General features: G+C 56.8%; 26 protein-coding genes and 2 pseudogenes. 17 read left to right on the forward strand and 11 right to left on the reverse strand.

The window, feature by feature from the left end; genetic code table 11:
- Positions 1-11: 11 nt before the first annotated feature.
- Both J5274_RS23080 and J5274_RS23085 read left to right on the forward strand, forming a co-directional pair.
- Positions 12-1,652, forward strand: a complete 1,641-nt coding sequence (locus tag J5274_RS23080; protein WP_142832260.1) for a GMC family oxidoreductase — start codon at positions 12-14, stop codon at positions 1,650-1,652.
- A gap of 2 nt (positions 1,653-1,654) precedes the next feature.
- The gene (locus J5274_RS23085; RefSeq protein ID WP_219275261.1) at positions 1,655-3,073 is read left to right on the forward strand and encodes a cytochrome c; all 1,419 of its coding nucleotides are present in this window, start codon (positions 1,655-1,657) and stop codon (positions 3,071-3,073) included.
- A gap of 335 nt (positions 3,074-3,408) precedes the next feature.
- Here the strand turns inward: J5274_RS23085 and J5274_RS23090 are convergent, their stop codons facing one another.
- Positions 3,409-3,834 (reverse strand): low affinity iron permease family protein, encoded by a 426-nt coding sequence (locus J5274_RS23090; RefSeq protein WP_219275262.1) that lies wholly within the window; start codon positions 3,832-3,834, stop codon positions 3,409-3,411.
- Positions 3,835-4,523: 689 nt separating this feature from the next.
- On the opposite strand from J5274_RS23090, the gene J5274_RS23095 reads away from it, so the two are divergent.
- Both J5274_RS23095 and J5274_RS23100 read left to right on the forward strand, forming a co-directional pair.
- A complete protein-coding gene (locus J5274_RS23095; RefSeq protein ID WP_219275263.1) occupies positions 4,524-6,545 on the forward strand; it encodes a methyl-accepting chemotaxis protein in 2,022 nt (673 codons plus the stop codon).
- A 56-nt stretch (positions 6,546-6,601) separates the two neighbouring features.
- Entirely contained in the window at positions 6,602-6,811 is a 210-nt protein-coding gene (locus J5274_RS23100; protein ID WP_143123367.1) for a hypothetical protein, read from the forward strand.
- 277 nt (positions 6,812-7,088) lie between these two features.
- Here the strand turns inward: J5274_RS23100 and J5274_RS23105 are convergent, their stop codons facing one another.
- The 8 genes from J5274_RS23105 to J5274_RS23140 all read right to left on the reverse strand — a co-directional run bounded on the left by J5274_RS23105 (position 7,089) and on the right by J5274_RS23140 (position 13,568).
- Positions 7,089-7,673: a plasmid pRiA4b ORF-3 family protein gene (locus tag J5274_RS23105; protein ID WP_219271068.1), complete on the reverse strand. Its 585-nt coding sequence runs from the start codon at positions 7,671-7,673 to the stop codon at positions 7,089-7,091.
- Positions 7,673-9,331, reverse strand: coding sequence for an IS66 family transposase (locus J5274_RS23110; protein ID WP_142832615.1), 1,659 nt, complete (start codon positions 9,329-9,331; stop codon positions 7,673-7,675). The genes J5274_RS23105 and J5274_RS23110 overlap by 1 nt, the downstream gene beginning before the upstream one ends.
- 77 nt (positions 9,332-9,408) lie before the next feature.
- Entirely contained in the window at positions 9,409-9,690 is a 282-nt protein-coding gene (gene tnpB / locus J5274_RS23115) for an IS66 family insertion sequence element accessory protein TnpB (protein ID WP_257625801.1), read from the reverse strand.
- 62 nt (positions 9,691-9,752) lie between these two features.
- Positions 9,753-10,100 (reverse strand): transposase, encoded by a 348-nt coding sequence (locus tag J5274_RS23120; RefSeq protein WP_111217014.1) that lies wholly within the window; start codon positions 10,098-10,100, stop codon positions 9,753-9,755.
- Between the two features lie 494 nt (positions 10,101-10,594).
- Positions 10,595-11,170 carry an alpha/beta fold hydrolase gene (locus J5274_RS23125; RefSeq protein WP_257625694.1) on the reverse strand — a complete coding sequence of 192 codons (576 nt, stop codon included), beginning with the start codon at positions 11,168-11,170 and terminating at the stop codon, positions 10,595-10,597.
- Positions 11,171-11,629: 459 nt separating this feature from the next.
- Positions 11,630-12,013: a type II toxin-antitoxin system VapC family toxin gene (locus J5274_RS23130; protein WP_219275265.1), complete on the reverse strand. Its 384-nt coding sequence runs from the start codon at positions 12,011-12,013 to the stop codon at positions 11,630-11,632.
- Entirely contained in the window at positions 12,010-12,210 is a 201-nt protein-coding gene (locus J5274_RS23135) for a type II toxin-antitoxin system VapB family antitoxin (RefSeq protein WP_142831764.1), read from the reverse strand. The genes J5274_RS23130 and J5274_RS23135 overlap by 4 nt, the downstream gene beginning before the upstream one ends.
- A 161-nt stretch (positions 12,211-12,371) precedes the next feature.
- A complete protein-coding gene (locus tag J5274_RS23140; RefSeq protein WP_219275266.1) occupies positions 12,372-13,568 on the reverse strand; it encodes an ROK family transcriptional regulator in 1,197 nt (398 codons plus the stop codon).
- 231 nt (positions 13,569-13,799) lie between these two features.
- Between J5274_RS23140 and J5274_RS23145 the strand changes: the two genes are divergently transcribed.
- From J5274_RS23145 to J5274_RS23175, 7 genes and pseudogenes are all read left to right on the forward strand, one after another.
- Positions 13,800-15,038: an extracellular solute-binding protein gene (locus J5274_RS23145; RefSeq protein WP_219275267.1), complete on the forward strand. Its 1,239-nt coding sequence runs from the start codon at positions 13,800-13,802 to the stop codon at positions 15,036-15,038.
- Between the two features lie 61 nt (positions 15,039-15,099).
- Positions 15,100-15,999, forward strand: a complete 900-nt coding sequence (locus tag J5274_RS23150; protein ID WP_219275268.1) for a carbohydrate ABC transporter permease — start codon at positions 15,100-15,102, stop codon at positions 15,997-15,999.
- On the forward strand, positions 15,996-16,862 hold the full coding sequence (locus J5274_RS23155) for a carbohydrate ABC transporter permease (protein WP_219275269.1): 867 nt from the start codon (positions 15,996-15,998) through the stop codon (positions 16,860-16,862). Before J5274_RS23150 ends, J5274_RS23155 begins: the two co-directional genes overlap by 4 nt.
- Positions 16,859-18,373 (forward strand): DUF4038 domain-containing protein, encoded by a 1,515-nt coding sequence (locus J5274_RS23160; RefSeq protein ID WP_219275270.1) that lies wholly within the window; start codon positions 16,859-16,861, stop codon positions 18,371-18,373. The genes J5274_RS23155 and J5274_RS23160 overlap by 4 nt, the downstream gene beginning before the upstream one ends.
- Positions 18,374-18,382: 9 nt before the next feature.
- On the forward strand, positions 18,383-19,432 hold the full coding sequence (locus J5274_RS23165; RefSeq protein WP_219275271.1) for an ABC transporter ATP-binding protein: 1,050 nt from the start codon (positions 18,383-18,385) through the stop codon (positions 19,430-19,432).
- A 287-nt stretch (positions 19,433-19,719) separates the two neighbouring features.
- Positions 19,720-20,223 (forward strand): aldehyde dehydrogenase family protein, encoded by a 504-nt coding sequence (locus J5274_RS23170; protein ID WP_224129177.1) that lies wholly within the window; start codon positions 19,720-19,722, stop codon positions 20,221-20,223.
- A pseudogene (locus tag J5274_RS23175) lies at positions 20,175-20,351 on the forward strand (aldehyde dehydrogenase family protein); the annotation flags it as partial. The gene J5274_RS23170 and the pseudogene J5274_RS23175, both read left to right, overlap by 49 nt.
- A 419-nt stretch (positions 20,352-20,770) precedes the next feature.
- Here the strand turns inward: J5274_RS23175 and J5274_RS23180 are convergent.
- Positions 20,771-21,229, reverse strand: a complete 459-nt coding sequence (locus tag J5274_RS23180; protein WP_224129134.1) for a VOC family protein — start codon at positions 21,227-21,229, stop codon at positions 20,771-20,773.
- Between the two features lie 258 nt (positions 21,230-21,487).
- Here J5274_RS23180 and J5274_RS23185 point away from each other — a divergent pair, with 258 nt between their 5' ends.
- The 4 genes and pseudogenes from J5274_RS23185 to J5274_RS23195 all read left to right on the forward strand — a co-directional run bounded on the left by J5274_RS23185 (position 21,488) and on the right by J5274_RS23195 (position 23,292).
- Positions 21,488-22,150, forward strand: coding sequence for an XRE family transcriptional regulator (locus J5274_RS23185; protein WP_219275274.1), 663 nt, complete (start codon positions 21,488-21,490; stop codon positions 22,148-22,150).
- Positions 22,151-22,768: an RES family NAD+ phosphorylase gene (locus J5274_RS23190; RefSeq protein ID WP_219275275.1), complete on the forward strand. Its 618-nt coding sequence runs from the start codon at positions 22,151-22,153 to the stop codon at positions 22,766-22,768.
- Between the two features lie 54 nt (positions 22,769-22,822).
- Positions 22,823-23,017: pseudogene (locus J5274_RS29020) on the forward strand (hypothetical protein); the annotation flags it as partial.
- A 128-nt stretch (positions 23,018-23,145) separates the two neighbouring features.
- Entirely contained in the window at positions 23,146-23,292 is a 147-nt protein-coding gene (locus J5274_RS23195; RefSeq protein ID WP_164049362.1) for a DUF1127 domain-containing protein, read from the forward strand.
- 400 nt (positions 23,293-23,692) lie between these two features.
- Here J5274_RS23195 and J5274_RS23200 read toward each other — a convergent pair whose 3' ends face one another.
- Positions 23,693-23,929: a hypothetical protein gene (locus J5274_RS23200; RefSeq protein WP_219275276.1), complete on the reverse strand. Its 237-nt coding sequence runs from the start codon at positions 23,927-23,929 to the stop codon at positions 23,693-23,695.
- Here J5274_RS23200 and eis point away from each other — a divergent pair.
- Both eis and J5274_RS23210 read left to right on the forward strand, forming a co-directional pair.
- Entirely contained in the window at positions 23,929-25,077 is a 1,149-nt protein-coding gene (gene eis / locus J5274_RS23205) for an enhanced intracellular survival protein Eis (protein WP_219275277.1), read from the forward strand. The two genes, J5274_RS23200 and eis, sit on opposite strands and share 1 nt — an antisense overlap.
- Before the next feature lie 67 nt (positions 25,078-25,144).
- Positions 25,145-25,927, forward strand: a complete 783-nt coding sequence (locus tag J5274_RS23210; RefSeq protein ID WP_257625741.1) for a MurR/RpiR family transcriptional regulator — start codon at positions 25,145-25,147, stop codon at positions 25,925-25,927.
- Positions 25,928-25,986 lie beyond the last annotated feature (59 nt).

The raw sequence follows: 25,986 nt of genomic DNA on the forward strand, positions 1-25,986 counted from the left end.
GAATTAGTCAGATGGCAAACAATTATAGTGCGGACGTCATTGTCGTTGGAACAGGGGTTGTAGGTTGCCTCGTCGCCGAGCAGGCACTGGACGCAGGCCTGTCTGTTCTCATGCTGGAAGCTGGCCCTCGCGTCGAGCGCTGGCAGATTGTTGAAAACTATCGCAACGTACCGCCTCGGTTTAAGCAGAATTGGAATGCGCCTTATCCGGCGAAACCCTGGGCACCGCATATTGAATCAGAGCTGGCAGACGCCACGACCGACTACCTGCAGCTACAGGGGCCGAACGGGCGTGCATATCGGCAGGGTTATGTGCGTTATGCTGGCGGCGCTACGTGGCATTGGGCGGGCATCTGCTGGCGTCTGCATCCCGACGATATGCGGATGAAAAGCCTTTACGGCGTTGGCCGGGACTGGGCGTTTAATTACGACACGCTTGAACCGTATTACACCCGCGCCGAATACGCTTTGGGAGTGTGCGGTCCGTCCGAGGTTGACTTGCAATGGCCTCCGCTGCCGCGCTCCAAGCCCTATCCAATGGGCCGCATTCCTTTTGGCCAGGGAGAGCAACGGTTTACGGAGGCTGCTGCACGAGTTGGCATCACCAATCTTCCTGCCCCGCAGGCACGCAATAGCGGAGTTTCCTACGATGGACGACCGCCCTGTTGCGGCAACAACAACTGCTTCCCGGTCTGTCCGATCTCCGCGAAATACGATGCGGCCTCGGCCTTGCCAAGGATCGAAGCAAAGGGTGGCAGGATACTTGCGAATGCGGTTGTATACCGGGTCGAGACGGACGCAAAGCAAAACATCCAAGCAGTTCATTTCTTCAATCCCAACAAGGAATCGCAAAGGGTCGTCGGCAGGCTTTTCGTCATTGCCTGCAATGCCATAGAGACGCCGAAACTGCTTCTGATGTCAAAGGACGAGCGTAACCCGAACGGCGTTGCAAACCATTCGGATCAGGTCGGACGCAATCTGATGGACCAGCCCAAGATCAGCGCGCAGATGGTGCTCGCAGAGCCCATGTGGACGGGCGTCGGCCCGGTCCAGGGCAGTAGCATCATGATGACAGGGCAGGGCGATTTTCGAAGCCAACATGCCGGCGCTATGCTTCGCTGCGAAAATGCCGCTCTCAGTGCCGTGGGCGGTCAGGCTGCGCTCGCCAAGGGACTGGTTGGCAAAGCGCTGGACGCCGAGATCCGCAGGCTCTCGGCCTGCACCGCGCGGCTGACGATTGAGCACGAGATCCTGTCGGATCCCAATAACCGGCTGACGTTGTCGGATAAGAAAGATTGGCTAGGCCTCAACAAGCCCAACATCTACTATGATGTCGGCGAATACGTCCGCCGCAGCCATCAGGAATATACCCTGCCACTGCTGAAGAAACTGATCGCGGAGCTTGGCGCCGTCGAAAGCAACATCGCCACGACGTTCACCAATAGCGACCATATGATGGGGAGCTGCATCATGGGCACCGATCCCACCGACTCAGTCGTCGATGTCGATTGTCGCGCGCATGATCATCCGAATCTTTTTCTGCCGGGTGGCGCGGCGATGACGACGGGCGGATGCGGCAACAGCACCATCACCATGGCGGCTTTGGCCATGAAGGCCGCCGATGCCATCGTTGACCAGTTGAAGCGGGGCTGAGCATGGACACTCTCCTCCGGCTTTTCGGTGCTGCAATCTGTCTTATGTCTGCGAGCTCGGTGGCCTTCGCTGCTGACGATGACGAGCAAGCCGCCTCAGTTAAGCGGGGGGCCTATATCGCAACCGCTTCGGACTGTTCCGCCTGCCACACCGCGCCAGGTGGCAAGCCATTTGCCGGGGGGCTGCCCATCGTGTCCCCGGTGGGTACGATTTTTACGACGAACATCACGCCTTCCAAGACTGCGGGGATAGGGCAATATACGGAAGCGCAATTTGCCCGGGCCGTGCGGTCGGGCGTTCGAGCCGATGGTTCAAACCTTTATCCAGCAATGCCGTACACATCATACAAAGTGTTGACGGACGCAGATATACACGACCTCTACGCTTACTTTCAGCACGGCGTCTCGCCCGTCGATACGGTGCCGACGCGTACCGCACTGCCGTTTCCGATGAATGTCCGCTTATCGATGATGGGGTGGAATCTCTTGTTCCTCGGCGACGGTCATAGCGAGACCGATGCTACACAATCGCCTGATTGGAATCGCGGCAAGTATCTTGTCGACGGGCCAGCGCATTGCAGCACCTGCCATACGCCGCGCGGCTTTCTAATGCAAGAATTGTCTGGGCATCATCTGGGTGGTGCCCAAGTCGGCCAATGGTACGCGCCAAACATCACCTCGGATACCAACAGTGGGATTGGGAGCTGGAGCAAGGACGACCTCACTCGCTATCTGTCGACGGGCTCGTTGCCCGGTAGGGCCCAGGCTGCGGGTAGCATGGGGGAGGCAATTGAGCACAGCTTTTCAAAGCTCAGCCAGCAAGATATCTCGGCGATCGCCACTTATATCAAAACCGTGCCGCCGCTGCACGATGCGTCGGACGACCAATCGCGGTTTGGCTATGGGAAACCCGTCTCGCAGCTTGCAAGCTTGCGCGGGGCGAACCCGCTCCGCTCGGATACGGACGCGCAGGCCAGCGGAGCGGTACTGTTCTACGGCAATTGCGCCTCGTGCCACCAACCTTCCGGCCAAGGCAGCAAAGATACCTATTATCCGAGCCTATTTCACAATTCGGCGACAGGTGCGGCCAATCACATCAATCTGATTGCCACGATTCTAAACGGCGTTGACCGGACTACGCCCAAAGGCCAGGCATTCATGCCCGGATTCGGCGGCAAGGCGAATGACATCAATGCATTGAATGACAGCCAAGTCGCCACGTTGGCAAATTACGTGATTGATAACTACGGCCGGTCCGGCACGCCGGTCATGTCTTCGGATGTCGCCCAGGTGCGTGCTGGTGGTCCGGCGTCTTCGCTCCTGCTTCTGGCACGCATTGGTATTGCTGTGGCTGTCGCTGTGGCTTTCGCGATTGTACTGCTGCTTGTTGTTTGGTGGCCGCGACGGGCCAAGGCGGCTTGACCGGCATCTCAGCCGGTTCTGTCGCGCGCGCATCAGCAATATTGGTGTCGTAGCCGCAAGCAGCTATGACAAGTCTGTTTCGTCAAAAACTTAGCTCACTAGAGAAGTGTCGTTGGTTAAGATCCCCTCAAGGCGGGAGAATGATCTCAGTCTGTTCCAAACGTTCGTATTAGCCACCAATACGGTCACATTCATTCAAGACCAACATCGCGCCGATCAAAGACTATGGGCCATTGCTGCGCCGCACGGTGGCTGGCGCCCACTCACTTTCCTCGGCCTCAACGGCTATTTCGGGCCGCAATAGCCGGCTTGGTATGGCTTTTTACCGGTTGGATTTAGTCGCCCTTGTGCCGATGCAAACTGACGGACTTTCCCAGCGCCTTCTCAGCCGCTTTTTCCTCAAGCAGTGCGGCGTCCTTTTCAAGTTTATCGCTCATCTCACGGAGTTCGTCTTCGCTTAGCTTCTCGGCGCCAACGAACTTGTTCGAAGCCTTGCTGCTGAGGATTAGCTCATCGAGTTTCGCTTGGAGCGCCTTGCCATCCCTGTTTTGAGAGTTCTGTAGGACGAAAACCATCAGGAACGTTACGATTGTGGTCGAGGTGTTTATTACCAGCTGCCACGTTTCCGACCAGTTGAAGATCGGACCAGTCGCCGCCCAGGCCAACACGAGGAAGAAGGCAACGACAAACGCCACCGGTTTCCCTGACCAGTCGGCAACGACGTTGGCGAAGGTGGAAAAGAAGCCTTTCTTTTTGGCCAATTGATGAACCTCCAGTCGAAGCGATGATATTTAGGCGCGAAGTGTGCTATATTACAACCGCAGCGTGAATACTCGTCATACATGAGGCGAAAATGATGCTTGTGATCCGATAGACAGAAATGACCCTATCAACGTTACGAATAACAAGCGCATATCATGTGTTTCGGCATCTGGACCCCTAGCCGAGTCACTTTAGCAAAAGACCCTGAACGCTGTCATGGCGTTCAGGGTTTTTAGTGGGTCAGTATGTGCAATAGTTGCGCCCGATCATGTGGGGCATTCACGGACACCACAAAATATCAGGCTAAGCTGATGTAAAACTGAAAGCAGCAGCCGTTTTCGACAAGCATTCACCCGGCTGACAGCAACGATACCTGATCTCTGACAGACTTCGCGCCTCAAAGGGGTCTTCAGCTTCGGGCGCTTCCAGAACAATCAACATTTTCAATTTTTAATTCCACTGAATAGACAGTCACCGGCTCCCGCCGGTTAAGGAACGAAATTAAATATTCATATTTTATTTCCGGCTCAGCTAAACTTCTCCAAAGCTGCCATATTTGTTGTTACTTTCGAATAGCTTAAGGTTATATCCTGTTATTTACTAAATTATCACGTTTTGGTTCTAGGGTTTTCGCACGTAGTACCTGTGCCATCATATGCAACAAGCGATCAACGGATTTATAACACTCATGTCCTTCCTTCAGAATGCGAAAATCCGAACCAAGATATTGTCAGTGCTGATTACAATATGCGTAATCGCCGCCGCCGGCGTGCTGACGATGTCACGCAATTTCCAAAAAGCCGATGACCACTACTCAGACCTAATTTCGCAAGATGAAGTAGCAACGGTCGCGATGGCTCGAGCGAGCCAAAGAGTCGCGGCCATTAGCTACAACGCCTATCAGATCCTCGCATACAGCTCGAAGGATCCGGAGATGGCAGGGTTAAATGACGACTATATAAAGAATAGAAAGACGCTCTTCGAATTATTCGACGTAGCCAAGGAGCACGCACAGGAAGACGCCCCGAGCGTGGATCCTCTCGTGCGTGCCGCTAACGAAATTGTTGCCATTACGGACGAGGCTGTGAAGGCGGGTTTGGCTGACGACAATGATAGAGCGAAGTCGCTGCTGAAGCAGGCGGACGTGAAAGTCAAAGAGGAGATCCTGAACGTTCGAGCCTGGATTGAGCACAAAAGTAAGAGTGTTGAAGAGCAAAGCGATGAGCTGACTGCCGTCACGGAAGGAACTATCTTCTATACGTTGGCGATACTCGGGCTAGTTTTTGCAGCTGCGCTTGCTGCAGGGATTGTTGTTTCATCGCGCGGCATTACTACGCCCATTGTCAAACTGAAGAGCCGCATGGAAGCTCTGGCGCGTGGCGAAACTGAAGAGCCTATTTCTGGGCTGGAACGAGGTGATGAAGTCGGCCAGATGGCTGCAGCCGTCGCCGTGTTTCGCGACAACGCTATTGAGCGCATACGCCTTGAACGGGAGGCGCAATCCAACCGCACCCTGTCAGAGCAGGAGCGAGCAGAGCGAGAAGCGCAGAAAGCGCACGACGCCGAAGCCACTCGCCTGGCCGTCGACAGCTTGGGAACGGGATTGGGCGAGCTTTCCAGCGGCAACATGTCTTACCGCATTGAGACCCCGTTCGTTTCCCATCTCGACGGGTTGCGGGAGAACTTCAACGGCTCGATGGACAAGCTTCAGCACACTCTCAGAGCCGTCGCCGAAAATGCTCAGGCAATCGATTCCGGCGCCAACGAAATCCGTGCGGCAGCTGATGATCTGTCGAAGCGCACGGAGCAGCAGGCAGCCTCCGTGGAGCAGACCGCCGCCGCACTGGAGGAGATCACGACGACGGTGAAAGATTCCACCAAACGCGCTGAAGATGCGGGGCAACTGGTCGGGCGCGCGAAGTTGGGTGCGCTGAAGTCGGGCGAAGTCATGCGCGACGCAGTTGCCGCCATGCAGGGCATCGAAAAGTCCTCAAGCGAGATATCCAACATCATCGGCGTAATCGACGAGATCGCCTTCCAAACAAACTTACTGGCGCTCAATGCCGGTGTGGAAGCCGCACGAGCAGGTGAGGCCGGTAAGGGCTTTGCCGTTGTTGCCCAGGAGGTGCGCGAATTGGCGCAGCGCTCCGCCCAAGCAGCCAAGGAAATTAAGGCGCTGATCTCGACATCTGGATCTCAGGTTAAAAATGGTGTCGAACTTGTGGGACGAACTGGTCAGTCGCTTGAACAGATCGTCAAGGAAGTTGAAGAAATCGACCAAAACGTCCGTGCTATCGTGGAAGCGGCACGCGAACAATCGACCGGGCTGGCGGAGATCAACACGGCCGTGAACACGATCGACCAAGGCACCCAGCAGAATGCGGCGATGGTTGAGCAGTCTACGGCCGCCAGCTACAGCCTCACCAAGGAGGTGGCCGCGCTGAACGACCTGCTGGGCCAATTCAACCTGAGAACCAGCTCAGGAGGCTTCGCTGCGAATGCATCGCCGACCGCTAGGGGCACGAGCCGCTCAGCTCCTCACCTTGCATCAACTCACTCCCCTGTTCGTGCCATTCAGGTGAGGTCCCCTCATGCGGGAGTGTCACCCGTTGCGTCCCCGGCGCGATCCATGCGCTCGAAACTTGCCGGTGCCTTTAACGGCGGCACTCAGGCAGTCGCCACGGCCAGCGAGAACTGGGAGGAGTTCTAGCAGGCGGGTGTAAGATTGGCTAAATTTCCTGCAATTAGCATGGGTAGAGATTTTTAATGAGCACCCTCGTGGAGGTTGAATCGTTTGGTTACAAAGGCGATCTTGTCGAGACGTATTTTATTCCAATCCACCAAATTTGCGGCATTCGAAACAGTCGCAATGGATGTTGGATACATGTGGTTGGCATGATGGCCAATGCCAAGCCAATGGCGTTACGGTCGAAGATCGATTTTGCGGAGCTCAAGTCTCTTTTTGACAAGCTTTGAGTCAACCGCGTCAGGCATAGATCTGAATACACTTGCACCCAATATGTGAAAATGTTCCATCAATCGGTGTTACGCTGCGCGAAGTCCTATTCAATCAATTACGTCGCTCATTCGAGTAGGGTGTCGCCGGTTCGCATTCCATCTCTTCCAGCATTTCCAGCGCAGAAAGGCCGTACCGTCCTACCTCAGACGGATGACGAGGGCGATTTCCGCTCCAAGATCGAGAAGCTGCAGAGCGGTGTAGAAGCCCCGTATGCATTCGCCGAGGACCGCAGGTTCAGCTTTTCTTTCGCGATCGGCGCTTCCATTTTGCAGCTAAGGCCTCGACGTTTTTGCGGAGATTGGCGGCGTCGACATCGCCAGGATCGTAGTGCGCATCGCCCCACCATTCCACAAGTTCGTGGTGACGCTCATGGTTGGTGTCCGCAATGGCCTCGCGGAACTCTTCATAACCCCACGGACCGCCGACATCCTCCGGTGGACATCGTCCGACAACGTCAAGCAGGAAGGGATCGCCGAAGCCGGCGGTCGCCGGTAAAACCTTTTCGATTTTCACGGTGTGCGTCCAGCCGTCGCCGAAGTCATAGAGATACTTGAATGATTTCGCGCCGATATCTTCGATGGCAGCAAGAAGCGTTTCTTTGCGTGCATCGATGGGACCATCAAAGCCGCCATCAGGCACGCCGAACCCGATGTCACGGATCCTGAACTCATACAGATGGCTGTTGGTCCAGCCGAAAGCCTCTTGAAGAACCTCATGAAGCCGGTCAAGCCGAATGCGGAATGGGACGACAACGCGCCGCATCACCAAGGGATCAACGTCATCGAGCGTGATCTTTAAGCGAACGAGAGGACCTGCCATCAGGCCGCCTGCCTCAGTGGCGATGTTGTGGTTTCCCGCCAATTCCAGGGGAGAAGCTCATCAAGACGGCTGACTGGATGGTCGGCGATGCGGGCAAGGACATCGGCAAGCCAGGCCTGTGGGTCAATGCGATTCATTTTCGCGGTGACGATCAGGCTGTACATGGCCGCCGCCCGCTGGCCCCCTCGATCGGAACCGGCAAATAGCCAGGCTTTCCGACCGAGCGCCACACCGCGCAGAGATCGCTCCGCACAATTGTTCGACAGGCAAATGCGCCCGTCGTCGAGGAAACGAATGAAGGATTCCCAGCGGTTCAGCATGTAGTCAAACGCCTTTGCCAAGTCATTGTCGCGCGACAACCTGGCGCGGTGTTCGCGTATCCATATCTCCATGTCGTCGATCAGCGGTTTTGACAACTGCTGGCGGATTGCTTTTCTCTCATCGGCCGTACGGCCATTGATATGGCGCTCGATTTCGAACAGTGCGTCGATCCGCTGCACCATGTTCAAGGCGACCGGCGAGATGACGGCGGCATTTTTACCCTGCGCTTTTCGGCGCGCGTTGGCCTCCAAATCGGCTTGCGCAAAGAATGGTCGCCTCGCATGCGCCCAACACGCCGCCTCATGAATCGGGCCCGGACTTCGATCAGGAAGATAGAGCTGGCCATAGCCCGTATAGGCATCCGCCTGAAGGATGCCGCTATAATTGGCCAGATGCGCCTGTGGATGTTCGCCGGCCCGGTCCCGGGAATAATAGAACATCGCCGACGGAGGCGCCGTTCCGCCAAACGGAGCATCGTCCTTGACGTAGCTCCATATCCGACCGGTGACGGTCTTGCCGAGAGCGAGAACCGGCACGGTCGTATCATCACCGTGGATCCGTTCAGACGCGAACGTATGGCTTTCAATCCGCCTCACAAGCGGGGCAAGGACCTGGCAGCACGCGCCAATCGCGTCTGCTGCTGTCGACAGACTGACTGGCACACCTTCCAGGGCAAAACGTTCGACCTGGCGATTGAGGGGAATGTGCTGGCCGAACTTGTCGCAGAGCATCATCGCCAAAAGGCTCGGACCCGCCCATCCTCTCGGTATGACATGGAAGGGTGCAGGTGCCTGACTGATCTTCTCGCAGTCACGGCAGGTGAACTTTTCCCGCACCGTCTGAATGACCTTCCAGCTACGCGGTACGCTCTCCATCGTTTCGGTGATGTCTTCGCCGAGCTTGCGAAGCCGTTCACCGCCACAGCAGCTGCAGGCAACCGGACCAGGCACCACGACACGCTCACGCGGAAGATGTTCCGGGAAAGGCTTCTTGACGGGCCGCTTGCGCGTAAAGCCGGTGACCGCAATCGCAGCAGCTGCAGCAACGGCCATTTCGGCGGCAAGCTCATCTTCAGTCGCCGCCGCTTCGGCGTCCTCAAGCATCAGCTCCATCTGCGCGATCAGCCGCGCTGTCCGTTCCGACTTCTGACCGCGCAGTTCCCGTTGCAGCTTTTCGATATAGACTTTCTGGCGAAGAATGATGGCCTGATCGTCGGCCTCCTTGGCCTTGGCAACAGCCAATTCGGCCAAAGCAGTAGCCCGTTCCGACCGCGCAATCGCTAGCTCTGCTTCCAGGGCTGCAGCATGATCACGGTGATTTCCCGAGCCGGTTTCCATGCTCGAAGTGAATCACAAAACCACTGATTTGTATAGCTTTTCTTGGTGCTGCCGCACGCAATCCCGCCAAAAAAACGCTATCCCGCGCTCGTCGGGCGCCATGTCTGCTGCGGGTTTCGCCAGTCAATTCCCTCAAGCAGATAGGACATCTGGCCAGCCGTCAGCGCAATCGCTCCACCCTCCGTCGCCGGCCAAATGAAACGGCCGCGCTCAAGCCGCTTTGCGTATAGCGAAAGGCCAATTCCGTCATGCCAAAGAGCCTTGATCAGCCGGCCACTTTTCCCCCGGAAGACAAAAACGTCCCCCTTGAACGGATCACGGCCCAGACCTTCCTGCACGATCAGAGCAAGACCCTGCATCCCTTTGCGCATATCGCAATGGCCGCTCGCAATCCAAACACGCACGCTCGAACTGATCGGGATCATTTGAGCGCTCGCATTACTGCTGCGGCAAGATCACAAGGTGCCCCGGACGAAATCCTCACCTTGGTACCGTTCGCAAAGTCCACAGCGATCGTCGCCGCAACGACATCGCCACCGCCCGCGGCACCCACGACCGTCGCGGGCACGAAGGCAGGACCATCCGTCACCGCAGCCGACAGCGCCTGGCGGCGCCACGTGTAGAGCAGCCCCGTCGAAACATCAAAACGACGCGCTACCTCCGACACATTTGCACCCGGCGCGAATGCTGCCTCCAGAATTTCCAGCCGATCAGCCGGTGACCAACGACGACGCCGTTCTTGACCCGTCAGCAAAATGGCCTGTGCCATAGTTCCTCATTGCGCTCTTAATTCCACTCTCAAGAGCGCAAAATCACGATATCGCAAAAAACTCGCAAGGCGGTCCACGCCGTAGGGATACGAAGCCCCCGCAGCCGATGCGTATCACCCGTTGCGAATATTGCAGGCGTTTTCCCGTTGTCAGCGATGCATCGAGCTGCCAGATGCGGTCATGATTGACCCCGCCGATGACGATGACGCGATACATGAAGCCTGCCGTTAATTATCTGCAAAACCCGGTGCGAGCGCCTCGACTGGACAGCGCTGGGGGACAGCAATAGCACGAGGACGGGCGCAACCAAAAGCAGGTTTGTCGCCATTAGCGATCCCCAGGCTCGGCTCGATCGGTTTCTTCTAGATGGGCGAACATGGCGATGCCGATCGTCAACGTTTTTTAAGCGGCCATCGAGCACGAGCTGACCCCAGAAATAAATGTTCCAGCCATGAACGAGATAAAGCGGACGACGTCGGTCTGGATAGGCCGATTAGGCGCCTTCCAACCATGTAACAAGCGCCCGGTTTACTGCCTCTGGCTGTTCAAGCGTTGACCCGTGACCGCACTTCGGAATGATGACGAGGCTGGAGTCGGGGATGGCCGCTGCAATTTCCTTTGACAGAAAGGGAGGTGTGATGGAATCACAGTCGCCAACAAGAACGAGGGTTGGAACGGTTATATCAGCGAGATGCGGACAGCTGTCGGCGCGTCCAATGATTGCCTCTGTCTGCCGTTCAAATCCCTCAACACCAACCGTCAAGCCCATGCGAATATTGACCTCCAGCAAATGCTGATCATCTCGATGGGCAGGGTGCAAGAGTATCGACATTACTTGGCTCAAAAGCTCGTTGAAATCGCCACCTTTAGCTTGAGCTAACATGCCGCGCCGCTGTGCAACTTGCTCTTGGGTGTCCGGCCGAGCAGAAGTATCGAGCAATGCCAGTTTGCTGACCCGCTCCGGTGCCTGACGCATGATCTCCAAGGCGACATATCCGCCCATCGATAGACCGACGAGTGCAAAGCTCGGTGGCGCGTCTCTCAAAATGTTTGTAGCGATTTCCGACATGGTTGTCCCGGATAGTGTCGATGCTACCGTAACGGAGCCGAACGGCCACAGCGCAGCCATCTGGGGAGCGTAAAGCTCAGCGGAGCACAGCAAGCCAGGAATCATAACGATTGGGGTCATTGGAAATTGGTCTCGTTGAGGAAACATAGCGATACGTTATGTTGTGGTGCTGACAGTTTGTGTCAGCAATCTTCGAAGCGTGCGCGCGTAATGTGGTGATGCTCCCTTGCGACGAGACAGCCTCGACATTAGCCGGGGGCTTGGCGCGCGGATCGTTAATCGTGGTGGCGTTGTTTAACCGGTCGGGCGGTCCGGCGGAAATCACCGTCATTCATGGATCTAAATGCAACAAAATTGTTTAGAGGCCTAATAATATCAATGATTTAGATACTTGACGATCCGCCGGCGGCGGTTCGAATGCCATCAAGACGATGGATTTGAATGCCATCCTTCAAGGCTTCAGTTTGGCGCGATGGTGGGTGCATACAGCGAAGCACCCGCTTTTTGTGCCGCGGCAGCTAAGCGCTTGTCTCTGGTCCATAACAACGATCGCCTGTCGAGCAGTGTCGAAGCCAGCAAATGTGCATCCGTGTAGCCGATCCCCATGCTGAAAATCGAGTGCCGATCGATCATCTTCATTACTTCATCATGGCTAGCGACAAGTGCCTCTCGCTGCGCCGAAAAGAATGCCATGACAACCCCGCGGTCGCGAAGACTGCCGAGCGCCAGTTCACCGATAACGACGGGGTGGCAGAGTAGCCGGTCGTCCGCGATAACTTTGCGCAAGTCCGCGTCACTATGGCGGAAGTGATCAATCCAGATCGAGGTGTCTACGAGTATCACTTTGCCGCTTCGCTCCGGCGGCGAGGGGCTGCCTCTGCGTCTGGCATGGTACCTCCGAGCGCAGCGAGGCGCTTTCCGGATTCGACCCTCACAAGTGTCTCTAAGGCTTGGCGGACAAGCGCAGCTGTTTCCTTTGTTCCAGTCAAGGATCTCGCCTGTTCCATGAGGTTGTCATCGAGATTGATAGTGGATCGCATGCGAAGACTCCTACCTTCAGATCGCTTGGCTAGCACCATTTGGTGCTAAAATCCATGCCTCGCTAATGCGCCAATCCAAAATATGTTCTATCAAAACTGTTCCGGCGCCGTGAGTTCAGATCGCTACAAGGCGTGTGATACTCACGTTGAATTCGGAAAATCTAATTACGCGCTGAAAAACCGGTTACTCGGCCGTGTTGATGCAGCACAAGTGCCACTGCACCAAGGACTGTGTCATCATTGCCCAGAAACTTCCCAACGACAAAGCGTGGTCTAGTTGTTTCAATTAGCTGGTCCGGCGGCGGGAGGGTGTGGCGCGAAAAACTGCGCTCCATGGGCATTAGGAAAGCCTCGCCGATTGCGGCCAGCTTGCCGACAATGACGAACAGTGGCGGGTTGAGGATGGTGGCGGCAATGCCTATACCCCAGCCAGCTTTCTCCGCTGCGTCCGCAATCAAGCGCCGGTAACCAAGCCGACCATCCCTTGCGTGCTCGACAAACTGATCAATAGTGACGGGGTAGCCAGTAAACTCTTCAGCGTGCCGGATGAGATGGTAGCCGCCGACAAATGTCTGAAGGCAGCCCCGATTTCCGCAGCGGCAAAGAGTGCCATTGGGATCCAAAACGAGATGGCCAAATTCAGCCGCACTCCCGGTAAAGCCCCGCTGAACCACGCCGTCCCGCACAATCGCCCCACCTACGCCAAGGTCGAACTTGATGAGGACAAAGTCTTTCTCGCCAATCGCGGCCCCCCATGTCATTTCTGCTAAAGCACCGCAGTGGCTCTCGTTTTCCGCATGTATCGGACAGTCAAGATAATCCGAAAATAAGGCCGCGATATTGACGCCACCCCAAGTGGGCAAGACGTCCCCGTTGAGCACCCTCCCATCGTAGCTGAGGGGCGCTGAAATCGCCAGGCCGACCCCAAGAAGATCGGCGATGGCAAAGCCAAGCAAGGCGCATTCCCGCGCAAGATTAGCCTTGATCTGCTGTGCTGCAGCTTCTGGCGCGTAGTCGCGCGGCATTTCGAACCAGACATCCGAAAGCACCGAATGCGCAAGATCGCAGATGACGATACGGATTTCGCCTAATCCCAAGAGGACTCCGGCACAGCGTCCAGTTTCTGGATTGAGAGAGAGTAATTGCGACGGGCGACCAAAACCATTGCTTTTGGTTGAGAGATCGAGAACGATTCCGCTATCTTTCAACTCCGAAAGAAGTGTCGAGACCGTGGAGCGCGCAAGCCCCGTCGATTGCACCAGCTGAATAGCCGTGGTTGATCCTATTGCGGCGATGGCGCGCACGATCCGTCCCGACGGCGCTTCCCTATCCAGAAACAGCTGCGTAATGTCCTGCATGGCTTCATCCTTCGCGACGCATTTAGGCAAATCTCCAAGACAAGCGCAATAGAATAAAATGAGAAGCACTCCAATCGCCTAGAGGAAGCAATCAATCTGAATACGAAAAAAAAGCGATATTTTTTATTAGTCTTGCAAGCGCCTTAATTCATGAATGAAAAAAGGAATTGACAAAGCTTGGTGCGTCCGCGAATTTCAGGTCGCGGGGAGGACCGCGTCAGGGAGGATTAAATGCGAAAGAGCAATGTTTTTGCTGCTACGCTGTTAGCGGCGACGTTAGGACTTGCAGCCAGCGCTTCTGCGGAGGAGTTGAAGGTCTGGACGTTGACGTTCGACAATGATGCCGCGAATGTCGCCTGGGACAAGATCGTCAAGGATTTCGATGCGGCCAATCCGGGCGTGACGATCTCGCGCGAGGGCCGCTCGGTCGACGAGCACAAGGCGGCGCTGCGTGTCGCGTCGCAGTCCAGCCAGGGGCCGGACGTCTATTTCATGTGGGCAGGGCTTGGTCTTGGCGGCGAGTTCGTCAAAGCCGGCCTGTCGAAGCCGCTCGACGACTATTACAATAAATATGATTGGGACAAGCGCCTGACGGCTTCGGCGGCGAGCTTTTCCAAAGTCTATGAGGGCGGCCGCCAGGGCGTGCCCTATACCTTCCATGGCGAAGGGCTCTATTACAACAAGGCGTTGTTCCAGAAGGCGGGCATCACAGCGACGCCAACCACCTATGATGAACTGAAAGCCGATGCCGCCAAGCTCAAGAAAGCTGGCATCCCGGCCATGACATTCGGCGGAACGGTCAACTGGCATCTGATGCGGCTCATGGATTTCATTCTGGAGGCGAAGTGCGGTCCGGAAAAGCATGATGCGCTGATGACCATGAAGGCGGACTGGTCGGCGGAGGCCTGCGCCAGTGCGAGCTTCACTGAACTGAGCGACTGGTCGCAGAATTACATTCTCAAGCCGTTCATGGGCATCGACAATAATCAGGCTTTCAAGCTGTTCCTTGGCAACCGTGCGGCGATGATGCTTGAAGGCGACTGGCTTGTCGGCCAGCTGCGCACTGCCAAGCGAATGGATGACTTTGATGTCTTCCCGCTTCCAACCGGGGCAGATCGGCTCTACGGGTTTGCCGAATATCTCTATGTTTCGAGCAAGAGCGCTCATCCGGACGACGCGGCAAAGTTCCTGGATTATCTGCTTTCGGACAAAGTCCAGCAGGACAATCTCGGTGCGTTCGGCTCGATCTCTGTCAATGCCAACGTCAAGTACGACAAGGTCGATCCGCTCGACAAGAAGTGGATCGATATTTTCGCCAAATACAGCAAGGTGTTCGTCAATGGCGACCAGGCATTCCCGCTAGACGTGACGACGGAGTATTTCCGCGTCATCAACAACGTGGCGTCGGGCGATATCAAGCCCGAGGACGGCGGCAAGACCTTGCAGACGTTTATTGCCAACAAAGGCTAACCTCCCAAGGCGGGGTTCCGGGCGCAGCTTCGGAACCCCGCGCCGACCTCGGTGAGAAACCATGTCCAGAACGCGCTTGTCTTTGGGGCCAAGCATGCAGGGCTATGTCCTGCTTGTGCCCGCCCTAATCGTTTACCTGCTGTTTGCCGTCTATCCGATGATCGATGTCGTCAGGATGTCGTTCTCGTCGTGGAATGGTCTCGCGCCCGAAGCCAAATTTGTCGGTGTCGAGAATTACCGGGCAATTTTCACCCAGGACCCGGTGTTCTGGGGCGCGCTTTGGAATACGCTTGCCTGGACCTTTTTTGCCGTTCTCATCCCGACGCTGATCAGTTTCGGTCTGGCACTTGCGCTGAACCAGAACATTCTGGGCAAGTCTTCGTTAAGGGTGATCTTCTACCTGCCAGTGATCATCGCGTCGATCGCGGTCGCGACGATCTGGAAGTGGATGTACGATCCCTTCTTCGGCCTGTTCAACACCATCCTGACCTATTGGGGTTTTGTCGACTGGATCATGGACTGGCTCGGAGACAAGAAGGTGGCCCTCTGGTCCGTCCTTGTCGCCCATGTCTGGCAGTCGGTCGGCTTTTCCATGGTGCTGTTCCTGGCGGGCCTGCAGGGCGTGTCGGCGACGTTGATCGAGGCTGCGCGCATCGATGGCGCGGGACGCTGGGGCGTATTTAAATATGTGACGGTGCCGGCACTCGGCCCGACGATCACCGTCGTACTTGTCCTGTCGCTGATCAATTCCCTGAAAGCCTTCGACATCATCTACGGGATGACCGGCGGGGGCCCGGCGCAGTCGACCCAGATGCTGGCCATGTGGGCCTACACGCAATCCATGCAGCTAGGCGTCTACGGCAGAGGTGCTGCAGTCTCCGTCGTCCTGCTGCTGATCACCCTGGCGATCGTGATCCCCTACATGCGGTGGATGTTCAAGCGCGAGGAGATGAAACGATGACGATATTCTCGCAGGCCTTCCGGCCGATCGGCTCGAGCAAGGCCGACCCAATGCTCATTGCCCTCTGGATCGGGCTGATCGTGCTGGCGCTGATCTGGATCACCCCATTCGTCTTCATCGTCTTTACGGCGCTAAAATCGAGCGAGTCGGTGATGAATTCGAGTGCGTTCTCGTTGCCAACGGACCTTGCCTTTGACAATTTCATCTCGGCCTGGAAGCGCGGCAACTTTTCGACCACTGCCTTCAACGGCGTCGTCATCACTGTGATCAAAGTACCGCTCGGGCTCTTCATTTCGGCCATGGCGGCCTATGCGCTTGCCAAAGTACCGATGCGGCTGAACAAGGTCGTTTTCGCATTGTTCGTGTTTGGCACGATGCTGCCATTCCAGGTCATGCTGGCACCGATCTTTCGGCAGGTGAACGCCTTCGGCTTAATCAATACCTATCCCGGTATCATCCTGCCCTATCTGGCCTTTGGCATACCCTACCAGGTCTTTATTTTGTACGGGTTCTTCCTGGCAATACCCAAAGAGCTCTCGGAAGCGGCTCGCATCGATGGCGCATCCCATTTCACGATCTTCTGGCGGATATTTCTGCCGGTTTCATTGCCCGTCCTGTCGGCGCTGCTGATTCTCGATTTCGTTGCCACATGGAACGAGTTTGCCATGGCGCTTGTCATCCTCCAGGACCCGAAGATGTGGACGCTGCCGCTGGGCCTGATGAATTTCCAGAGCCAGTTCCAGAGTAACTACGGCGAACTCAATGCTGCGATCATCATGACCGTGCTTCCCGCCGCCATTGTCTATCTCATGTTCCAACGCTATTTCGTCGCCGGCCTTACGACCGGGGCGGTCAAGGAATGACCATGACCCATCTCTACGACATCCACGAAATCCGCCTCGACGGTCCTGCCGCCGGCAATCCTTATCTTGACGTCACGCTGCACGCGCACTTCAAACAGGGCAATCGTTCCGTTCGCGTCACCGGCTTTCACGACGGCACGAACCAATACCTGCTCCGTTTCATGCCGGATACAATTGGGGAGTGGGACTACACGACGACTTCGTCGGCGCCGGAACTCGACGGCAAGGCCGGCACGCTGACGGTGACGGACGCCCGCAGCGGCGTGCACGGTCCCGTTCGCGTTCGCAATCGGTTCCACTTCGCCTACGATGACGGCACGCCCTACTATCCGTTCGGTACCACCTGCTATGCGTGGACACATCAGCCCCGCGAGATGCAGGCCGAGACGCTCGAGAGCCTGGAGATGGCCGGGTTCAACAAAATCAGGATGGCCGTCTTTCCGAAGGACTATCCATTTAATACCAACGAGCCATTGCAGCCAATATTTATGGAAGATGGCAAAGGTGGTCTCGATTTCGATCAGCCCAATCCGGTAGCCTTCCAGCACCTGGAACAGCAGATCGTCAAGCTGGGTGACCTGGGCATCGAGGCGGATCTAATCCTCTTCCATCCTTACGACCGATGGGGCTATGCGACGATGAGCGAGGAACAGAACCTGCGCTTTGTCGAGTATGCCGCTGCGCGCCTGTCCGCCTTCCGGAATGTCTGGTGGGCGCTGGCCAACGAGTACGACTTCCTGCTCGACACCATTCCAGTCGCGACGTGGGACCGCTTCTGCCACATCCTGGAGGAGAACGACCCCGTGCAGCACCTGCGGTCGATCCACAACGGCGACCAGAATATGAATTTCGACCACCGCAAGCCCTGGATCACCCATGTCTGCATCCAGAACTGGGATGTTAAGCGGACGCCGGAATGGCGCGTTGCCTACGGCAAGCCCGTCGTCAACGACGAGCCGGAATACGAAGGCAATATCTATCCGTGCTGGGGCAACATCACCGCTGAGGAGCTGGTGCGCCGCTTCTGGATCACTGTGACGCGCGGCGGCTATGCCGGTCACGGCGAGACATACGCCCACCCCGAAGATCTCATCTGGTGGGCGAAGGGCGGCAAGCTGCATGGTACGAGCTGGCCACGCATCGGCTTCCTGCTTCGCCTAATGCAGGAAGATGGCCTGCAGGGTCTTGAGCCGATGGGCATGAACGACCAATGGCCCTGGAGCCGCGTGTCCGGAGCCCGCGACGTGGGCGGCAAGGTCAGCTACATCTATTTCGGCGAACACCAGCCGAACCAGTGGACCACGGGCCTGCCCACCGATGATGGCGACTACGAGGTCGATCTCATCGACACATGGAACATGACGGTCACGCCTGCCAAGCGAATCGCGGCTCTCGTCCCCCATCCCCAGCGCCACGGCAGCATCACCCGCGGCGGCAAGGCAGACGCGGTATTCGGCATCGAACTGCCGGGCCAACCCCATCTCGCACTACGTGTGCGCAAATTAGGCTGAGGTGATCTCATGGCGTCCGTCGAAATATCAAATGTGAAGAAGTCCTACGGCGCGGTTCCTGTTATGCACGGGGTCGACGTGCCGATCGGCGACGGCGAATTCGTCATTCTCGTGGGCCCCTCCGGTTGCGGCAAGTCGACCCTGCTGCGGATGATCGCCGGGCTGGAAACGGTCACCTCGGGGGACATCGCCATCGACGGACGCCGGGTCAATGATCTGGAGCCGAAGGATCGGGATATCGCCATGGTCTTCCAGAACTATGCGCTCTATCCGCAGATGACGGTGGCCCAGAACATGGGCTTTGCTCTCGAGCTCGCCGGCCGCAGCAAGGCAGAGATCAAGGCGGAAGTAGAAAAGGCGGCCGAAATCCTGTCACTGGTGGCTCTTCTGCACCGCAAGCCGGCGCAGCTCTCGGGCGGCCAGCGACAGCGCGTCGCCATGGGCCGCGCAATCGTGCGGCATCCAAAAGTCTTCCTGTTCGACGAGCCGTTATCAAACCTGGATGCCAAGCTCAGGGTCAAGATGCGCGCGGAGATCAAGGCGCTCCACCAGCGTCTAAAAACCACCATCGTCTATGTTACCCACGACCAGATCGAGGCCATGACGATGGCAGACACGATTGTCGTAATGAACGCGGGTAGGGTAGAGCAGATCGGTACGCCGCTGGAGCTTTACGACCGCCCCGACAATCTGTTCGTCGCGACTTTCATGGGAAGCCCGGCCATGAACATCTTCCCCGCGGAAGTCACCCACACCGGAGTGAAAATAGCGGGTGTCGCCGAAGTCGCCAACAAGCTCAACCTCGCCGCGGGCAGCGATATTTCATACGGCATACGCCCTGACGACATCGTCATCGGCGGGGACGGAGCCGTCCCCGTCGACGTCCTCGTTGTCGAGCCGACAGGCTCGGAAACGCACATCACGGCTCGCCTGGCCGGGCACGAGCTTACCATCATATCCAAAGACCGCTTAAGCACACGCCCAGGTGAACAACTGCTGGTCGACCTCGGCTCACCAAGGGCACATGCATTCGACACCGCAAGCGGCGCACGCGTCTGAGACTTTTGGAGACTAGGGAGAGTGCGGAGCCACTAGGTCGTGCTAGATTGCAACTGCAATATACTACTCGGCTAAACGGTGGCAATAGCAGGTCACAGGTTCGATTCCGCTCAAGGCGACGGCTGTCACTTTTGACCAGATCTGTCTGGCATCAATTTGTACTCCACCTTTTCAGCTGCTTAAAAAGCAGGATCACTGCGTCGATGCAATAATCTCGAGGAAATACTTCGCCAAAAAGGCCTAAGATTTATTGAATTGATGGGGATTGGAACATGCTGGATGTAGCGATGACCGCAGCGCGCGCCCTAAAACAGCTGAACGATGAAGGCCTTCTAAGGTCTGAGCCGTTTATCGATGGGCAGTGGCAGATATCGAGGAGTGCGACTGGTGTCGCCGATCCTGCAAGCGATGACGAAATTGCCCGCGTCGGCGATTGCGATCTGACGATGCTTGATCGAGCTATTGACGCTGCCCAACGCGCTTTCCCATTCTGGCGGGCGCTCCTTCCGCGTGATCGGGGCAGGATCATGCTAAATTGGGCAAAACTCATCCGCCTGCATGCTGGCGATCTTGCCACGATACTGACCGCCGAACAGGGTAAGCCTCTTTTCGAAGCCGAGGCAGAGATCCTCTACGGCGTCGGCTTTATCGAATGGTTCGCGGCCGAGGGCGAACGGGCATATGGCGAGACGATACCGAGCCACAAGCCCGATAGCCGTCTGTTCGTCTCGATGCAGCCGGTCGGGGTCTACGCGTCTCGGAGAAAATGGACAGCGGCATGGTGGGTCTGAATCGTGGCTTAGTCTCCGATCCGGCGGCACCGTTTGCCGGGACCAAACAAAGCGGCCTTGGACGGGAAGGCGCTCACCACGGAATTCTGGAGTTCTGTGAAACCAAATATATCGCTGTCTCTTGGTAAGCAAAGATTACCGCCAAGACGGCCTGAAGCTGGAAACATAGGTGACGGTGCCCAGAGTTTCCGGGCACCGATCGCGCCGTAGGCCCAAGAACACCAGCGTCGAACTGTTTTTAAACAGACGTGTCCAAAAAATCGGGAGTGGGCTCCGGTGATTCCCTTTGGAAAAGCACTTCAACACGTGTATAACGCCTTCTCCCGAGATCATCTAATCTGATCGCGAATGAGGGAACACTGAGAAAGAGCAAGCTCGCCAGCCGGATGCCGACGAACCATTATAGTCGCTTTTAACGGAAGGGCATCATTTGTGGTATCCTTCGTCAGGATCGATCTTGCCGCGAAAAACCCCAGTAGGCGTAGAGGGCTAGTAGCAATGGAACGGAAACCCTCACAAGGTTCAGCTTTCCCGGACCGGGGGGGTGTTACACGACGCGAGAATATTCAACAGGTGGCTGCATTAGCTCTATCGTGATACCATCCGGGCCGGAGATGTACGCGACCATTGTTCCGCATCGGGGGCCGGCTGGTATCGGCTGCGGCGAACCCTTCACTGCCCACCCCGCCGTCTCAACCCGCGCGATGGCCGAGCGGATATCCGTAACCGTGAAGGCGATGTGCGCGGCGCCGATCGCACCCGCGCTACGAGGTGTCTGGCCCAGCGTACGGCCTGTCGAATACTCGAGAAGCTCGATAGGGTAGCCATTAGGAGCCGTCACCAGCGCCATTCGGCAACGCGGATCGTCAACCCCCGTGGCCTCCCGTAGGAACTCCACACCCATCTCTCCTCGCCGAGCAAGGTCGAAACCCATCGCCTCAGTCCAGAACTGGATCGCCTCCTCCAACGAGGCGACCGAGAACCCCGTATGGTCCACAGCTATCACGCCCGCATTTTCGGCCATTTTTTTAATCCTCTCATATCGAACAGTTGCGTCACGCTACAGTAAGCCACTCGCCTAACAACTCACAGCACTTGCAATCCCTTTAGCCATTTTTTTAAGCTCCGGTTCGATTCCCCTCACAGCGATAGGCTCTGTGTGAAACACACAGGAATTGATAACTCGGATGATTGCCTTTACTAACTTAACGAACTTGACGAAATGACAATGGCTGGCTATGTTGTTCTCAAAAGGTTGATTGTCATGCCCGTCACGAAAACGTCAGCAAGCGAAACTCCAAATATAGCGCTATCGATGAAGCTGCCCCGCAAGGCCGATTTCGAAAAAGCGTTGCTCAATCAGTATACCATGGCAGTGCAACTGAGCCAGAAGGCGGGCCATCAGGTGAGTTTCCGCGTCGTCGTGGATCCGCGCGCCGGAGCGCAAACAATTTCGATTGTCGAGAAAGACCCGCTGATTGGCGACGGTGCGTTTCCGGTCGAAGAGGCTGGCGAACCGGACGACGAACTGATGGCAGCCTTGTCCTCCGCACGAGCGCGCGGCCATCGCCGTGTTGCAGAGATCCTCAGCGAAGACGATATGCTCAGAGCCAACGCCTTTTCAGATCTTATTGGCGTTTCGCGGGTCACGGTCAATACAAAGCGTCAAAACGGCCAGGTGCTCGGCCTGGATGGCGCCAAGCGAGGGTTCCGTTTCCCGGCGTGGCAGCTTGACCAGGACGGCCGACCCTATGCGGCGCTTCCAAAACTGCACGAGATCCTGACGGGTGCCTGGGCCGTTTACCGCTTCCTTGTTTCGCCCCACAGTGCGCTTGACGGTCGCACCGGGCTCGACGCCCTGAAGCGGGGCCAGGATGGCGACGTGATCGCCGCAGCCGAGGGCATTGCCCGCGGTGACTTCCGCTAAATGACTGGTATCAAACCGCCTGCCTGTTTCGAACGTCAGCCGCTCGATATCGGAACGGTTCCTTCAGGGCGTCGCTTTGGCCGGATTTACGCAAGCGTCTTTTCGGACCCGTTAGGATTTGGAAAAACGCCGAGCCGTTTCAGCGACCCGCGCCGACGTGATGCAACGAAGCGCTTCGGCGTTCTTTATCTCGGCGAAACACTCAAGGTCTGCTTCCTAGAGGCGGTTCTGCGTGATCGCCGCGACGGTCTTGTCGGCGATCTTCCGATCGATGAGAAAGAGATCTATGCGCGGCGCTACGCTGAGGTCGAGACGATCGCAGACCTCAGCCTTGTTGACCTGCGTGACGATCACCCGATCAGGATGGGGGTTCCGACTGACGTGACGAAATCATCACGTCAGAGCCTTGCGCGCTCCTGGGCGCTGGCTTTTCACGAACACCAGTCGCTTCCCGACGGTATCATCTATCCATCTCGCCTGAACGGGCATACGAACATTGCCGTCTTTGGGCGTGCCGTCTCCAAGCTGGCGCCGGCACGGGTCGTACCATTGATCGGCGCACCAGGCCTCGCCGTAGTCATCAATGACCTGCGGGTGAGCCTCGTCGATTTCCCTTGAAGCTTTGCTGATATGGGCGCCGGTCGCTATTTCCCTGCTCGGTTTCGGGCCCTCGGTCTTGACGGCCGCCTGAAATCCCGGTGGATCGAGGTGGACGAGGAAGCGCTCGATGATGAGCTCCGCTATCTGAGAACCGAAATCCATCGCTATTCAGACGCCGATCCTCCCGTTAAACGCCCCTTCTGCCTCCGACTGGTTCCGGGCCCGATAGCCATTTCTGCCCATCTTATGATCGGACCCATGCTTTGAGTGCATGGCCGACCTGAGTCTTTGCGTCTTATCTATGGGCGCGCAAGGGCCTATATTTCAATCATCGAAACGACGTTGGGACCAAGTAGGGTTGCTGGCGTCAAGAGACCTCACGAAAGGGGATGATCATGAACGTAGCACGCTCTTTCAACACTTGGCGCAAGTATCGTCAAACCGTAACCGAACTCGGCCGCATGAGCTCGCGTGAGCTACAGGACCTCGGCATCGATCGCGCCGACATTCACAGCGTAGCCCGCGCATCGGTTGCTCGCTAAGCGTTCGTCTCCAAGCCAATGTGATCGACAAGACGCCCGCTGATGATGCGGGCGTTTCTATATTTGGCCTGCGACGAAACCCAGGGCTGGGGATTGCTTTCGTCGGAAAGAGGCCGTGCATTTCCGCATAGCTGTTCTGCAGCAAAGTCTATTTAATGTGCGGAGAGAATTGGTATGTTGGTCCCATCGAAGCGACGCACCTCCTCCCGCAGAGCTTCGAATTCAGACGGCCCACTCCTCCTCCCAAGGGGCGTCTGTCGGAACAGCGGCACTCCTCCTCCCAGCCGTTGTTCGGTTCTTTTCGGAAAGCCTGCCGCACCTCCTCCCGCGGCAGGCTTTTTCAGTTTAAGGCCCGGATTCATCAAAGTCCTAGATCGAGCTGCAGTTCTTATCCTCTCTCTTAGGTGTTGAGCGACGAAAGGTTGGCCCCCAAGAGACGCACTGGACTTTTGAACGGGAACACGAGGCGAGCAGGGTCTCTGCAATCTCCAGCACCCTGGATCGGCGCAAGACAAGTGGGACGATCATAGGGCTGAAACTTGCCGGCAAATTTCGCACTCGACATCGCGCCGCGATCCGCATAAAAAATATCACCATAGGCCAGAATTTTCTGGCGATAATCTTCAAAGGTGATCAATGAGTGTGCGTGAAGCGGTTGGGGGTGACGTGGACTTCATCGCGCGGGCATACGCGTCTGCGTTCGCTTTCACCCGAAAACGCACCGTTGACTACATAGAAGACACCGGGCTCCCAAACTTTCATATCATCGAGCAGGGAACCCGATCAGCGGCCGTGTTTGCGCTTGTTGAGACGGGACATTGGTTCGGTGGCAAAGTCGTGCCGGCGTGCAACATCGCCCACGTCGCAATCAGTCCGGAGCATCGGGGCTCCGGCCTTGCGGCAACAATTCTAGACTTCGCCTGCGACGATGCGTTGCGACGAGGTGCCGCAGTCGCTAGTCTCTTCGCATCGACCCGACCGGTCTATCGCAAGTCAGGCTTCGAGCTGGCAGGCTCGGAAATGATCTACGAGGCAGACACTTCCGAGCTCTACAAGATCAAGGCGAATTTCAAATGCCGCCGTCTCGCGAGCGAGAGCGCGCGATCGACATTGGGTGACATCTATAGCGAGCACTCCTGGGATCAGAATGGCGTTCTGGCACGTGATGCTGCTCATTGGAACGTGCTGCTCCGGGCAACTGATGAGGAACTTTCTACATTCGTATTTGAAGCCGACGGCAAAGATGTCGGCTACATCGTGCTGGACACAGGTAATCAGGATTGCTTGGTGCTCCGTGACTGGGTCGCGCTTTCGGGGCAAGCTGCCCGCGAAATATTGAAATTCTTGGGGACGTTTTCGACGGTCTATCCGCGTGTTCGGTGGCACGGCAGCCCATCCGATCAACTTATTTTTGCGCTGCCGGACAAGGGATCGCGGCTCGTGCATCAGGAGGAATTTCTAATGCGTGTGCTGTCTCCTAAGAAGGCACTCGCCGCCAGAGGCTATGGCCATGCCTCGGGAAACCTAAGAATCCACGTCGTTGGAGCGCCCGAGAATCAAACGTTGCTCCTCACCGTCAAAGACGGCAAGGCCACTTGCCAAGAGGACCTTGCGGGAGAGGTCGACATCACGGTCGGGCTGTCACAGTTTGCCACGCTGTTCACGGGCTTCCGTTCGTCGTACTTTCTTCACAAGGCGGGCTGGATTATCGGCGACGCGGAGGCAATAAAGCGCTGTAATGACATTTTTAGCGGCCCGGCTCCCTGGGTCGGCGAACATTTTTAAGGATACGGTCTTGGATCCCGCACCCCAGATGGCGCTCATTGCGAGCATTCGATCGCGCGCTCCCAACATGACGCGCGCCTTGGAGCGCGTCGCGAACTACGCTCTCGAAGACCCTTCGGCCGTTCTCTACAAGAGCATCACCGAGCTGGCTGAGGATTCCCAATCGTCGGAAGCGAGTGTCATGCGCTTCTGTCGCGAGCTCGGGTTCGCTGGATTCCAGAACTTCAAGCTGGCGTTGGCCCAGGAACTCGCCACCCAGCAGCCGCCGAACGCAAGCAGCGGGAAAGGCGATACCGTGCTGGACCTGATCGAGACCGCTCGAATGGCTCTGAACGAGACCGAGAGACTATTGGACCGGCGTACCATCGAGGCAGTCGCGAGCGAATTGCTAAAGGCAACCCATATCGAAATCTTCGGAGTTGCCGCGTCTGCCATCACCGCGCAATATCTCGAGTATAAGCTCGCGAGACTTGGCCTCCACTCGCATATAGCCCGTGACGCCCATCTGGCGATCATGACGGCCGCTACCTCGGGACCTTCGGACTTGTACTTCCTGGTCTCGAACTCGGGTTCGACGATTGATACAGTCAAGATTGCGGAGCGGGCCCATAAACGAGGGGCGAGGGTCGTAGGAATCACTAGCCGCGTGAAGAGCCCGCTAGCCGCGGTCTGCGATTATATCCTCCTCGCGTCTTGGCCCGAGACGCCGCTCACCGGTGGCGCCTATCCATCAAAGATCAGCGAACTCCTGATCGTCGATGCACTGGCAACCTACATTACGAAGGCCGCTCCAGAGCGTATCGATATCGTCCGCGAGACCGCCCAAAGCGTCACTGATCGCAGTATCTGAGCCATTTTTCCCAGACGTATTTCAAAGCCGGGTAAACAGATTTCTGTTTTGACGGAAAT

This window comes from Rhizobium sp. L51/94 (assembly GCF_019355555.1).
GTDB lineage: Bacteria > Pseudomonadota > Alphaproteobacteria > Rhizobiales > Rhizobiaceae > Rhizobium > Rhizobium rhododendri.